This is a genomic window from Pantoea sp. NGS-ED-1003 (assembly GCF_000738765.1).
GTDB classification, from domain to species: domain Bacteria; phylum Pseudomonadota; class Gammaproteobacteria; order Enterobacterales; family Enterobacteriaceae; genus Pantoea; species Pantoea septica.
This window is the reverse complement of sequence record NZ_JPQA01000006.1, coordinates 213,594-226,338: the sequence shown is the minus strand read 5'-3', so window position 1 is coordinate 226,338 and position 12,745 is coordinate 213,594. Positions and strand designations below refer to the sequence as shown.

11 protein-coding genes are annotated in these 12,745 nt (G+C 60.0%); all 11 read left to right on the top strand.

From position 1 onward, the window contains the following. The first annotated feature begins 5 nt into the window (after positions 1 to 5). The 11 genes from JS46_RS14130 (at position 6) to mrdA (ending at position 12,704) form a co-directional block, all read left to right on the top strand. Positions 6 to 1,109: a M20 peptidase aminoacylase family protein gene (locus tag JS46_RS14130; RefSeq protein WP_033752393.1), complete on the top strand. Its 1,104-nt coding sequence runs from the start codon at positions 6 to 8 to the stop codon at positions 1,107 to 1,109. 266 nt (positions 1,110 to 1,375) lie between these two features. After that, positions 1,376 to 2,959, top strand: coding sequence for a peptide chain release factor 3 (gene prfC, locus JS46_RS14125; RefSeq protein ID WP_033752390.1), 1,584 nt, complete (start codon positions 1,376 to 1,378; stop codon positions 2,957 to 2,959). Positions 2,960 to 3,218: 259 nt separating this feature from the next. Beyond that, entirely contained in the window at positions 3,219 to 3,833 is a 615-nt protein-coding gene (gene osmY, locus JS46_RS14120; RefSeq protein WP_033752389.1) for a molecular chaperone OsmY, read from the top strand. Between the two features lie 99 nt (positions 3,834 to 3,932). Continuing rightward, positions 3,933 to 4,094, top strand: a complete 162-nt coding sequence (locus JS46_RS23455; protein WP_065426276.1) for a DUF1328 domain-containing protein — start codon at positions 3,933 to 3,935, stop codon at positions 4,092 to 4,094. 216 nt (positions 4,095 to 4,310) lie between these two features. Then, positions 4,311 to 5,363 carry a patatin family protein gene (locus JS46_RS14115; protein WP_033752388.1) on the top strand — a complete coding sequence of 351 codons (1,053 nt, stop codon included), beginning with the start codon at positions 4,311 to 4,313 and terminating at the stop codon, positions 5,361 to 5,363. Beyond that, positions 5,360 to 6,136 (top strand): TatD family hydrolase, encoded by a 777-nt coding sequence (locus JS46_RS14110; RefSeq protein ID WP_033752386.1) that lies wholly within the window; start codon positions 5,360 to 5,362, stop codon positions 6,134 to 6,136. The genes JS46_RS14115 and JS46_RS14110 overlap by 4 nt, the downstream gene beginning before the upstream one ends. A 171-nt stretch (positions 6,137 to 6,307) precedes the next feature. Next, positions 6,308 to 7,087, top strand: coding sequence for a deoxyribose-phosphate aldolase (gene deoC, locus JS46_RS14105; protein ID WP_033752383.1), 780 nt, complete (start codon positions 6,308 to 6,310; stop codon positions 7,085 to 7,087). Positions 7,088 to 7,146: 59 nt separating this feature from the next. Beyond that, positions 7,147 to 8,484: a thymidine phosphorylase gene (gene deoA, locus JS46_RS14100; RefSeq protein ID WP_033752562.1), complete on the top strand. Its 1,338-nt coding sequence runs from the start codon at positions 7,147 to 7,149 to the stop codon at positions 8,482 to 8,484. Positions 8,485 to 8,665: 181 nt separating this feature from the next. Continuing rightward, positions 8,666 to 9,889, top strand: a complete 1,224-nt coding sequence (gene deoB, locus JS46_RS14095) for a phosphopentomutase (protein ID WP_033752381.1) — start codon at positions 8,666 to 8,668, stop codon at positions 9,887 to 9,889. A 34-nt stretch (positions 9,890 to 9,923) separates the two neighbouring features. Beyond that, the gene (deoD, locus tag JS46_RS14090) at positions 9,924 to 10,637 is read left to right on the top strand and encodes a purine-nucleoside phosphorylase (RefSeq protein WP_033752378.1); all 714 of its coding nucleotides are present in this window, start codon (positions 9,924 to 9,926) and stop codon (positions 10,635 to 10,637) included. 189 nt (positions 10,638 to 10,826) lie between these two features. After that, positions 10,827 to 12,704: a penicillin-binding protein 2 gene (gene mrdA / locus JS46_RS14085; RefSeq protein WP_033752375.1), complete on the top strand. Its 1,878-nt coding sequence runs from the start codon at positions 10,827 to 10,829 to the stop codon at positions 12,702 to 12,704. Positions 12,705 to 12,745 lie beyond the last annotated feature (41 nt).

Below are 12,745 nucleotides of genomic sequence, written 5' to 3'. Positions count from 1 at the left end.
AAGCGGTGTCAAAGGTCTTAGAGCACTATCACTATCTGCATGAGATTCCAGAACTGGGCTTTCAGGAATTTAAAACGTCCGCCTATATTGCCGATCAGCTTGAGAAAGCCGGGCTGAAGGTGACACGCAATATCAATCAGACCACCGGCATCGTGGCGGAGATCGACAGCGGCGTACCGGGGCCGGTGCTGGCGCTGCGTGCCGATATGGACGCGCTCGGCCATATCATCGACGGCGTCGCCTGCGCGCGCCATACCTGCGGCCATGACGGCCACTCTTCCGTGGTGCTGACCGCTGCGCAGGAGCTGCTGGCGGAGGGTGCGGTGAAAAAAGGGCGGCTGAAAATTCTCTTTCAGCCGGCCGAAGAGCTCGGCGCCGGCGCACTGGCGATGGTAGAGGGCGGCGCGCTGGATGACGTGGAGATGATCTTCGGTTTCCATCTGCGGCCGCTGGAGGAGTGCGTGGTGGGCCAGGCGACGCCGGCGGTGCTCTACTCCGCCTGCTCGACGCTGGAGGCCACCATTAAAGGCGCGCCCGCGCACGCCGCGCGTCCGCATCTCGGCGTCAACGCGCTGGACGCGGCGGTGCAGGCGGTCAATGCGGTCAACGCGATTCATCTCTCGCCGGGGCTTAACTGGAGCGTGAAGGCGACTCGCTTTCTCTGCGACGCCGGCGTCACTAACTCGGTGCCCGACGAGGCGCGCGTGGTCTGGGATCTGCGTTCGCAGGAGAACGCGCCGATGGAGGTGCTGAAGGAGAAGGTTACGCAGGCGATCCAGCACAGCGTCGCGGCGCTGGGCGCGACGGCGCAGGTGGCGGTGCTGAAAGAGATGCCGGCGGCGGAGATCCATGATGACGCCACGGCGGTGATCCGCGCGGCGATTACCGACGTGCTGGGCGCAGAGGGATTGCTGGAGGCGAAAACCACGCCGGGCAGCGAAGATTTCTTTTTCTATCCGGTCAAGCGCCCGCACGTCAAGGCGGGCTTCTGGGGACTCGGCACCAACCTGACGCCGGGCCTGCACCACCCCGAAATGCGCTTCGATCTCAACGCGCTGGAGATTGGGGTGAATATTTTTAAATCCTGCGTAAAAAGGGTGCTGGGGTAAATAAGAGGCCGTCCGCCCGCATGCCTGCGGGCGGCGCTGAAATTTTCCCGGCCCTGTTCGCCGCCGCGCGCAAAATATTGTATGCTATGCCGCCTTAACGAAGACTGGGTAACCGGAATCGCCGCCAATGTAGAACGCGCATCAACCACCGCCTTCTGACGCCGTTGCGTCACGCCTGGCTCCGTTTACCTGCCGGATTTCCGGCCATCATGATTACTCTGCAGCGTCCTCCTGTGTGACGTTGCCTCGATGAGAAGAACTCACTCATGTCTAATTTCATGCAAGAGGTGGCGCGCCGCCGCACCTTTGCGATCATTTCGCACCCCGATGCCGGTAAAACCACCATCACTGAAAAAGTGCTGCTGTTCGGACAGGCTATCCAGACCGCCGGTACGGTAAAAGGTCGCGGCTCGAGCCAGCACGCCAAATCGGACTGGATGGAGATGGAGAAGCAGCGCGGCATCTCTATTACCACCTCCGTTATGCAGTTCCCCTACCGCGAGAGCCTGGTCAACCTGCTGGACACGCCGGGGCACGAAGACTTCTCGGAAGATACCTACCGTACTCTGACGGCGGTGGATTGCTGCCTGATGGTGATCGACGCGGCCAAAGGGGTCGAGGATCGTACCCGTAAGCTGATGGAAGTCACCCGTCTGCGCGACACGCCGATCCTGACCTTTATGAACAAGCTCGACCGCGACATCCGCGATCCGATGGAACTGCTGGACGAAGTGGAGAGCGAGCTGAAAATCGCCTGCGCCCCCATTACCTGGCCTATCGGCTGCGGCAAGCTGTTCAAAGGCGTTTACCACCTCTATAACGACGAAACCTATCTCTACCAGACGGGTAAAGGCCACACCATTCAGGAAGTGCGCATCGTCAAAGGGCTGGATAATCCGGAGCTGGACAGCGCGGTCGGCGAAGAGCTGGCGGCGCAGCTGCGCGAAGAGCTGGAGCTGGTTAAAGGCGCGTCGCACGAGTTCGATCGCGAGCTGTTCCTGAGCGGCGATATCACGCCGGTCTTTTTCGGCACCGCGCTGGGCAACTTCGGCGTCGATCATATGCTCGACGGGCTGGTCTCCTGGGCACCCGCGCCGATGCCGCGCGCGACCGACGTGCGTACCGTCACCGCGCAGGAAGAGAAGTTCACCGGTTTCGTGTTCAAGATTCAGGCGAACATGGACCCGAAACACCGCGACCGCGTCGCCTTTATGCGCGTGGTTTCCGGTAAATATGAAAAAGGCATGAAGCTGCGTCAGGTGCGCACCGGCAAAGATGTGGTGATCTCCGACGCGCTGACCTTTATGGCGGGCGACCGCTCGCACGTGGAAGAGGCCTGGCCGGGCGACATCATCGGTCTGCACAACCACGGCACCATTCAGATCGGCGACACCTTTACCCAGGGCGAGAACATGAAGTTCACCGGCATTCCGAACTTCGCCCCGGAACTGTTCCGTCGCATCCGCCTGCGCGATCCGCTCAAGCAGAAACAGCTGCTGAAAGGGCTGGTGCAGCTGTCTGAAGAGGGCGCGGTGCAGGTGTTCCGTCCGGTGCACAACAACGATCTGATCGTGGGCGCGGTGGGCGTGCTGCAGTTCGACGTCGTCGTGGCGCGTCTGAAAAGCGAATACAACGTCGAAGCGATCTACGAAGCGATCAACGTCTCGACGGCGCGCTGGGTCGAGTGCAGCGATGCGAAGAAATTCGAAGAGTTCCAGCGTAAAAACGAGGTCAACCTCGCGCTGGACGGCGGCGATAATCTGACCTACATCGCACCGACCATGGTTAACCTCAACATCACGCAAGAGCGCTATCCTGACGTGATTTTCCGTAAAACGCGCGAGCATTAATCCGCGCTGCAACAGGGCCGCCCAGCTTTGGCTGGCCCTGTTCTCCCTCTCCAGACTCCTCCTAAAAACTCTGTTTTTTCGCTTAACTGGCGTGCTATCAACCAGTTATTCAAGCAAAACGCCAAACACCGACTATGATTATTCTGTCGGACGGGAAAAGAGAAATTGCTTCTCGCTTACGTCCAACGATGCAGCAGCGCCGTTTGCTGCTGTTGCGCCCACGGTTGTGGGTGAGCTCACTGACAGAAGGAAGATATCGATGAATAAGACTAAGATTGCCCAAACGCTGATGGCGGTAATGGTTGGTTCCGCCCTGTTAAGCGGCAGCGCCCTGGCTGACGACTCGCTGACGCAAAAAGCGCAGCAAAGCGCGGACAACGCCGGTGCGAAAATCAATAGTTCTATGAAAAAAGTCGATGGATTTATGGATGACAGCGCCGTTACTGCAAAAGCCAAAGCGGCTCTGGTAGATGACGAAGCAATAAAAAGTACGGATATCTCCGTGAAAACCCATGATGGCGTAGTGACTCTGAGCGGTTTTGTCACCTCGCAGGATCAGGCTGAAAAAGCCGTCGCCGTTGTGAAAAACGTAGAAGGTGTTAAATCCGTCAGCGACAAACTGCACGTTAAAGACAGCAAATCACAAAGTATGAAGGGATATGCCGGGGATGCGGCAACGACTAGCGAAATTAAAGCTAAACTGTTAGCCGACGACATTGTCCCGTCACGTAACGTCAAGGTAGAAACCACTGACGGCGTGGTCCAGCTTTCAGGAACCGTCGCCACTAAAGCGCAATCGGATCGCGCTGAAAGTATCGCGAAAGCCATTGAAGGCGTTAAAAGCGTTAAGAATGACCTGACTGTGAAGTCTTAACGTCGTGAGCGCGGCGTCCGCGTGGCGCCGCGCTGACAAAACAAAACCCAAACTGGGAAGAAACGAGCAGTTCGATTTCACTATGGTAAGGAGAGGCTTATGTTTCGTTGGGGTATTATTTTTCTGGTAATTGCACTGATCGCGGCGGCGTTAGGATTTGGCGGCCTCGCCGGTACGGCAGCATGGGCGGCTAAAGTTGTCTTCGTTGTTGGTATTATCCTGTTCCTCGTGAGCCTGTTTACCGGCCGCAAACGACCCTGACCGGTTGTGTCATTCTGATCTTCGCAACGAGCATGCATAAAGCGGAGACCAGCCAGCCGCCGCGCCGCGTAAAGGAAAACGTACCAGGCGCGGCGGCTGCCGCCAGTTTTTTCGGCGGCAGGTCAGGAGTAAAACATGGCTGGTTCTCCGGGATGCTGTCGACCTAAAGCGGATAAACGCAACGGCAAACCTCAGAACCCTTTCTGAGGAACAGAAGTGGGTATCCGGATCCCTGTAACGCTGGGCGCGATTGAGCCCTTAGCCCTTTCCCCGTTTAAAGCGCGAAAAATCGCCCTGGTGTGCGAAGGCGGCGGTCAGCGCGGCATCTTCACCGCAGGCGTGCTGGATGAATTTCAGCGGGCCAAATTCAATACTTTCGATCTCTTTATCGGCACCTCGGCCGGCGCGCAGAATCTCTCCGCCTTTGTCTGCGGACAGCAGGGCTACGCGCGGCGCGTCATTACCCGTTACACCACCAGCAAACTCTTTTTCGATCCGCTGCGTTTCGTGCGCGGCGGCAACTTAATCGATCTCGACTGGCTGATAGAGGTAACCCAGCGCGAACTGCCGCTGGCGCTGGACAGCGCGAAGCTGCTGTTCGACGGCGGGCGCGAGTTTTATATGTGCGCCTGTCGCAGCGACGACTACTCGCCCGGCTACTTTGCGCCGACCAGCGCCAACTGGCACGATCTGATTAAGGCGTCGAGCGCCATCCCCGGCTTTTACCGTCTTGGCGTCGATCTGGAAGGTATCAGCTATCTCGACGGCGGCATCAGCGACGCCATTCCAGTGCGCGAAGCAGCGCGACGCGGCGCCGACACCATCGTGGTGATCCGCACCGTGCCGTCGCAGATGTTCTATACGCCAAAATGGATGAAGCGCATGGAGCGCTGGCTTAACGCCAGCGCGCTGCAGCCGATGATCAATATCCTGCATCACCATGAAGCGAGCTACCGCGAGATTCAGCAGTTTATCGAGCAGCCGCCCGACGACCTGCGTATCATCGAAATCTATCCGCCGCATGTGCTGGCGAGTATGGCGCTGGGCAGCCGCGTCGCCGCGTTAAATCAGGATTATCATCTGGGACGGCGCTGCGGCCGCTACTTCCTCGCCACGCTGGGGCAGTGGCTCAGCGACGCCGAGCCGTTTGTGCGCTATACCACCGTTACGCCGCCTGCGCCGGTCGCCAACGCGCCCGACAACCGGCCGATTATGACGCCGCCGGTGGCGGGCAATGATGCAGACTACGATGAAGGTTCGCTGGCATGAGATTTACCGATACCCACTGCCATTTCGATTTCCCGCCTTTTGTCGGCGATGAGCCTGCCAGCCTCGCGCGCGCCGCCGAAGCGGGCGTGGAGCGCATTATCGTGCCGGCGGTGGAGGCCAGCCGCTTTGCGCGCATCGTTTCGCTGGCGGCGCAGCATCCCGCTCTCTACGCCGCGCTCGGCCTGCATCCCATCGCCATTGAGCGCCACGAGGATGCCCATCTTGAGCAGCTGGAAAACTGGCTGCGGCAGCAACCGGCGAAGCTAACGGCGATAGGGGAGATCGGCCTCGACCTCTATATGGAGAATCCGCAGTTTGCGCGCCAGGAATTTTTGCTCGACGCGCAGCTAAGGCTGGCGAAGCAGTATGATTTGCCGGTGATCCTGCATTCGCGCCGCACCCACGACAAGCTGGCGCTGCACCTGCGCCGTCACGATCTGCCGCGCCGCGGCGTGGTGCACGGCTTTGCCGGCAGCCTGCAGCAGGCGCAGGCGTTTATCAAACTCGGCTACACGATCGGCGTCGGCGGCACTCTGACCTATGAACGCGCCAGCAAAACTCGTAATACGCTGGCGCAGCTGCCGCTCGACGCGCTGCTGCTGGAGACCGACGCGCCCGATATGCCGCTGCACGGCTTTCAGGGCGAGCCGAACCGACCGGAGCGGGCGCGTCTGGTGTGGCAAACCCTGTGCGAACTACGCCCGGAGCCGCCGCAGGTTATCGCCGAGGCGCTGTGGCGCAATACGCGCACGCTGTTCAACCTGCCTGACTAAACTATCCTGATGTGATAATAGTAACATTACGCTTCTCTGCGTTATAATAACGCTATTGCTAACAGTTCCTGACGGTGGTGTGATGAAATACACATTATCTGCCGCCTCATGTTGTTAGAATTATCACATTACACCGGCGCTTCCGCGTCTGTTTGTTATCTGGAGAACACCATGACTGACATTACCGCCGCCGCGCAGCGCGCGCTGCAACTGATGGACCTGACCACTCTGAACGAAGACGATACCGATGAGAAGGTAATCGCGCTTTGCCGTCAGGCGAAATCGCCGGCGGGCAACACCGCCGCCATCTGTATTTATCCGCGCTTTATTCCGGTCGCACGCAAAGCGCTGCGCGAGCAGGGCACGCCCGATATCCGCATCGCCACCGTCACTAACTTCCCGCACGGCAACGACGATATCGACATCGCGCTGGCGGAAACCCGCGCCGCCATCGCCTACGGCGCGGATGAAGTCGACGTGGTGTTCCCTTACCGTGCGCTGATCGCCGGCAACGCCCAGATCGGTTTCGATCTGGTGAAAGCCTGCAAAGAGGCGTGCGCGCAGGCTAACGTGCTGCTGAAAGTCATCATTGAAAGCGGCGAATTGAAAGAAGAGGCGCTAATCCGTCAGGCTTCTGAGATCGCCATCGACGCAGGCGCGGACTTTATCAAGACCTCTACCGGCAAGGTGCCGGTCAACGCCACGCCGGAAGTGGCGCAGATCATGATGAGCGTTATCCGCGACAAAGGCGTGAAAGAGAAGGTGGGCTTTAAGCCGGCGGGCGGCGTGCGCACGGCGGATGATGCGGCCATCTACCTCAAGCTGGCGGACGATATCCTTGGCGAAGGCTGGGCCGACGCGCGCCACTTCCGCTTCGGCGCGTCCAGCCTGTTAGCCAGCCTGCTGAACGCGCTGGGCCATCAGACCGCCACCAGCAAAACCGGCTACTGATTGCGTGACGGCGGCCGCTGGCCGCCATTCTCATCTCAACCCTGATCATGGGGGCGATTGTGTTTCTGCCGCAAGAAATTATCCGTAAAAAACGCGATGGCCAGACGCTGAGCGAAGAGGAAATCCGCTTCTTCATCAACGGCGTGCGCGATAACAGCGTTTCCGAAGGTCAGATCGCCGCGCTGGCGATGACCATCTTTTTTCACGATATGTCGCTGCCGGAGCGCGTGGCGCTCACCATGGCGATGCGCGACTCCGGCACCGTGCTGAACTGGCAGGCGCTAAATCTCAACGGGCCGGTGGTCGATAAGCACTCCACCGGCAGCGTCGGCGACGTCACCTCGCTGATGCTGGGGCCGATGGTGGCCGCCTGCGGCGGCTATGTGCCGATGATCTCCGGACGCGGCCTCGGCCATACCGGCGGTACGCTGGACAAGCTGGAGGCGATCCCGGGCTTCGATATTTTCCCGGACGACGATCGTTTCCGCCAGATTATCAAACAGGTCGGGGTGGCAATTATCGGCCAGACCAGCTCGCTGGCGCCGGCGGATAAGCGCTTTTACGCCACGCGCGATATCACCGCCACGGTGGATTCTATTCCGCTGATCACCGCCTCGATTCTGGCGAAAAAGCTGGCGGAAGGGCTGGACGCGCTGGTGATGGACGTCAAAGTCGGCTCCGGCGCCTTTATGCCGACCTTCGAGGCGTCGCTCGATCTGGCGCAGGCGATCGTCGGCGTAGCCAACGGCGCGGGCTGCACCACCACCGCGCTGCTTACCGATATGAACCAGGTGCTCGCCTCCAGCGCGGGCAACGCGCTGGAAGTGCGCGAAGCGGTACGCTTCCTGACCGGCGCGGAGCGCAACCCGCGCCTGCTGGAGGTGACGCTGGCGCTGTGCAGCGAGATGCTCATCTCCGGCAAGCTGGCGGCCAGCGAAGAAGAGGCGCGCGGCAAGCTGCAGCAGGTGCTGGATAACGGCCAGGCGGCCGAGGTATTCGCGCGTATGGTCGCCGCGCAGGGCGGCCCCGCCGATTTTGTCGAACGCCACGAGGCTTATCTGCCGCAGCCGACGCTCAGCAAAGCGGTCTACGCCGATCGTCCCGGCATCGTCAGCAGCATGGACACGCGCGCGCTGGGGATGGCGGTAGTGGCGATGGGCGGCGGACGCCAGCGCGCCAGCGACGCTATCGACTACAGCGTCGGACTGAGCGAGACGATCGCGCTGGGCGAACGCGCCGATGGGCAACGTCCGCTGGCGATCGTGCACGCCAGCAGCGAGGCGAGCTGGCAGCAGGCGGCCGCCGCAGTGCGTGCCGCGATCACGCTGAGCGACAGCGCGCCCGAGGCGCTGCCTGCGGTCTACCGTCGCGTGCGCGCCGGCGACTGCGAAGCATAAAGCGCCTGACAGCGGCCGACCGGGCAGAGAGTTACTTTTGCGGACGGCCGCTGTCGTCCGCGACGCACTCGCAAAAAAGCCGCAAAAATGCGGCTTTATGCTGCCGCTGCGCACTCATTCGGGTATACTGATCTGATCGCTTTTTTTTGACTTGTCACGCGCGCAGGCGCAGGAGACTTGCATGAAACGTGCTTTTATTATGGTGCTCGATTCCTTTGGAATCGGCTCAAGCAAAGACGCCGACAAATTTGGCGACGCAGGATCGGATACGCTCGGCCACATCGCCGAAGCGTGCTTTAACGGCAAAGCGGATCAGGGGCGCAAAGGCCCGCTGCATCTGCCGAACCTGACCGCGCTGGGGCTGGGGAAAGCCGCCGAGCTCTCTACCGGCCGCTTCCCGCTGGGCCTCGATCCCAATGCGGAAATCACCGGCGCTTACGCCTACGCCAGCGAAATCTCATCCGGCAAAGATACGCCGTCTGGGCACTGGGAAATCGCCGGCGTGCCGGTGCTGTTCGACTGGGGCTATTTCAGCGACAAAGAGAACAGCTTCCCGCAGGAATTGCTCGACAAGCTGGTCGAGCGCGCGAAGCTGCCGGGCTATCTCGGCAACTGCCACTCCTCCGGCACGGTGATCCTCGACCAGCTGGGCGAAGAGCATATGAAAACCGGCAAGCCGATTTTCTACACCTCGGCGGACTCGGTGTTTCAGATCGCCTGTCACGAAGAGACCTTCGGCCTCGATCGCCTTTATGAGCTGTGCGAAATCGCCCGTGAAGAGCTGACCGAAGGCGGCTACAACATCGGCCGCGTCATCGCGCGTCCGTTTGTCGGCGACAAAGCGGGTCATTTCGAGCGTACCGGCAACCGTCACGATCTGGCGGTGGAACCGCCTTCGCCGACCATGCTGAAAAAGCTGGTGGACGAAAAGGGCGGCGAAGTGATTTCGGTGGGGAAAATCGCCGATATCTACGCCCAGCAGGGCATCACGCAGAAGGTGAAAGCCACCGGCCTGGACGCGCTGTTCGACGCCACCATCGAGCAGATGAAGAAGGCGCCCGACCAGTCGATTGTCTTTACCAACTTCGTCGATTTCGACTCGACCTGGGGACATCGTCGCGACGTCGCCGGCTACGCGGGCGGGCTGGAGCTGTTCGACCGCCGTTTGCCGGAGCTGATGGCGCTGGTGAAAGAGGATGACATCCTGATCCTCACCGCCGATCACGGCTGCGATCCGACCTGGCAGGGCACCGAGCATACGCGCGAGCATATTCCGATTCTGATCTACGGCCCGAAAGTGAAACCCGGCTCGCTGGGCTATCGCGAAACCTTCGCCGACATCGGTCAGACGATTGCGCACTATTTTGGCCTGTCCGATATGGACTACGGCAAGAGCATGCTGTAAACAGAGCCGCTGAATTTAAAAAGGACAAACAACAATGGCAACTCCTCACATTAATGCAGAAATGGGCGATTTCGCCGACGTGGTACTGATGCCGGGCGATCCGCTGCGCGCGAAGCACATTGCGGAAACCTTTCTGGAAAACCCGGTTGAAGTAAACAACGTGCGCGGCATGCTGGGTTACACCGGCACCTACAAAGGCCGCAAAATCTCCGTGATGGGCCACGGCATGGGCATCCCGTCCTGCTCGATCTACACCAAAGAGCTGATCACCGACTTTGGCGTGAAAAAGATCATCCGCGTCGGTTCCTGCGGCGCGGTGCGCGCCGACGTCAAGCTGCGCGATATCGTTATCGGCATGGGCGCCTGCACCGACTCTAAAGTCAACCGCATGCGCTTCAAGGATCACGATTTCGCAGCGATTGCCGACTTCGATATGGTGCGCAACGCGGTTGACGCGGCGAAAGCGCTGGGCGTAGACGCGCGCGTCGGCAACATCTTCTCTGCCGATCTTTTCTACACCCCGGATCCGCAGATGTTCGACGTGATGGAGAAGTACGGCATCCTCGGCGTGGAGATGGAAGCAGCGGGCATCTACGGCGTGGCGGCGGAGTTTGGCGCGAAAGCGCTGACTATCTGCACCGTGTCCGACCATATCCGCACCCATGAGCAGACGACCTCTGCCGAGCGCCAGACCACCTTCAACGATATGATTAAGATCGCGCTGGAGTCGGTGCTGCTGGGCGACTAAGCCTGCGCTTGCCTGTTCCCCGCCTCGTGCTTTGTCGCGTGAGGCGGGGAATTCCAGGCGATTTTCGTAACATTCTCACCAAATGACACACTTTTCCCGACTCCTGTGCATCTTCCTGCTGGCGCTTACCTCTTAGCTCCCTATCATTAGCGCGACAACAAAAAATAACCTGTCCGCCAATGCCGCCTAATGAATTTCCGTAATTTCGAAGCTGAAGAAAAGCTCTTCGCGCGCCGCGCGCTGGTCGCCTTTGCGCTGGTCGTTATCTGTTTCACTATTCTCGGCGTCAATCTCTATCGTTTGCAGGTGCGCGATCACGGCTACTACCAGACGCGATCGAACCAGAACGACATCAAAATGATCCCCATCGCGCCGACGCGCGGGCTGATCTTCGATCGCAACGGCATCCCGCTGGTGCATAACGTTACCTGGTACGACATCACGCTGACGCCGTACAAAATCGACGATATGCAGGCGACGCTGAAGGCGCTGACGCCGATCGTCGATCTGACCCCGGACGAGATCGACGCCTTTACCCGCACGCTGAAGCAGAGCAGCCGCTACAAGCCGGTGGTGCTGAAAGAGGAGCTGACTGACGAAGAGGTGGCGCGCTTCTCGGTGAACCAGTATCGCTTCACTGGCGTCAGCGTCGAGACCTATCAGGATCGCGAATATCCCTACGGCGCCGACCTGGCGCACGTCGTCGGCTACGTCTCGAAAATCAACGATAACGACTACAAGCGTCTCAACGCCGCGGGCATCGCCGAGAACTACGCCGCCGACCACAATATCGGCAAGCAGGGCATCGAGGGCTACTACGAGTCGCTGCTGCACGGCAAGCCAGGCTATCAGGAAGTCGAGGTGGATAACCACGGCCGCATCGTGCGCGTGCTGAAAGAGGTGCCGCCGGTAGCGGGTAAAAATATTACGCTGACCATCGATCTGCATCTGCAGCAGTACGTAGAGAGCCTGCTGGCCGGGCAGCGTGCGGCGGTGCTGGTGGAGGATCCGCACGACGGCTCGGTGCTGGCGATGGTTTCCAGCCCAAGCTACGATCCTAATCCCTTCGTCAAGGGCATCAGCTATCAGGCCTATAAAACCCTGCTGCAGGACAAGAATCTGCCGCTGATTAACCGCGTCACCCAGGGACTCTATCCGCCCGCGTCGACGGTGAAGCCCTATATGGCGATGTCAGCGCTGCTGACCGGCGTCATCACGCCGCAGACCAGCTTCTACGGCGCGCCGACCTGGACGCTGCCGGGCACCGATCGCCGCTATCGCGACTGGAAAAAAAGCGGCCACGGCATGCTGGACGTTACCAAAGCGATTGAGGAGTCCGCCGACACCTTCTTCTATCAGGTGGCATTTATGATGGGCATCGACCGTATCCACAGCATGCTCAGTCAGTTCGGCTACGGCAAATCTACCGGCATCGATCTTAATGAAGAGTACAGCGGCCTGCTGCCGAGCCGCGAATGGAAGCTCAAGGTGCATAAAAAAGGGTGGTATCAGGGCGATACGGTCTCGGTGGGCATCGGGCAGGGCTACTGGATCGCCACGCCGATTCAGATGGTGAAGGCGATGGTGGCGCTGATCAACAACGGGAAAGTGATTGCGCCGCATCTGCTGGCGAAAGCCGAGCGCGGCAAAATCGTGGAGCCCTATCAGCCGACGCTGCCGCAGCCGCAGATCGGCGACGCCCGTTCGCCTTACTGGGCGTTGGTGCGTCGCGCCATGTTCGGCATGGCCAACGCGCCGAACGGCACCGGCTATAAATATTTTCACACCGCGCCTTACGGCATTGCGGCAAAGAGCGGCACCTCGCAGGTGTTTAGCCTGAAGCAGAACCAGACCTATAACGCGAAGATGATCCCGGTGCGCCTGCGCGACCATATCTTTTATACCGCGTTCGCGCCGTTTAACAATCCGAAGGTGGCGGTGGCGCTGATACTGGAGAACGGCGGCAATGAAGGCGTGACCGCCGCGCCGGTGATGCGCCAGATCCTCGACCATATCTTCCTGCCGCCAACGACGGCGCCGCCGGTCGAGATGACGCAGCAGCCGTAAAAAGCGGCTATAGCAGCGCAGTTGCTGCGAAAAAGCCGGCG